The organism is Acinetobacter sp. USHLN143 (assembly GCF_037145695.1).
Classification (GTDB): domain Bacteria; phylum Pseudomonadota; class Gammaproteobacteria; order Pseudomonadales; family Moraxellaceae; genus Acinetobacter; species Acinetobacter fasciculus.
On record NZ_JBBCWZ010000234.1, the window covers coordinates 1 to 392 of the forward strand.

Annotated in this window: 1 protein-coding gene; it reads left to right on the forward strand. The window is 35.2% G+C overall.

The window, feature by feature from the left end; all coding sequences use genetic code 11:
* Positions 1–98: 98 nt before the first annotated feature.
* The coding region (locus WFH18_RS17865; protein WP_336755421.1) for a transposase at positions 99–392 on the forward strand (294 nt) is incomplete at its 3' end.

Consider the following 392-nt stretch of genomic DNA (forward strand, 5'->3'; position numbering starts at 1 on the left):
ATTGGTGCTGCATTAAAGCGCTTAAATATTACAGTTAAAAAAAGACGTTAAGCCATCCTAAAGCAGATACAAAGCTTAGGGATAAATTTATTCAGCAAGTGAATGAATTAGGAACAAACCACCCGATTATTTATGTGGATGAAAGTGGTTTTAAGTCACATGATTACAGACCTCATGGCTACTCACGAAAAGGAGTACCTTGTTTAGGGCAATATAATTGGCAATTAAAGAATCAGACCAATGCCATTGGAGCAATCTATGAGGGTAAGTTATTTTCAGTCGGTTTATTTGACTGCAAAATCAATTCAGATGTTTTTCATTTTTGGATTGAGCAATTCCTCATACCAGCATTACCTGAAAATAGTGTAGTGGTTATGGATAATGCAGCATTT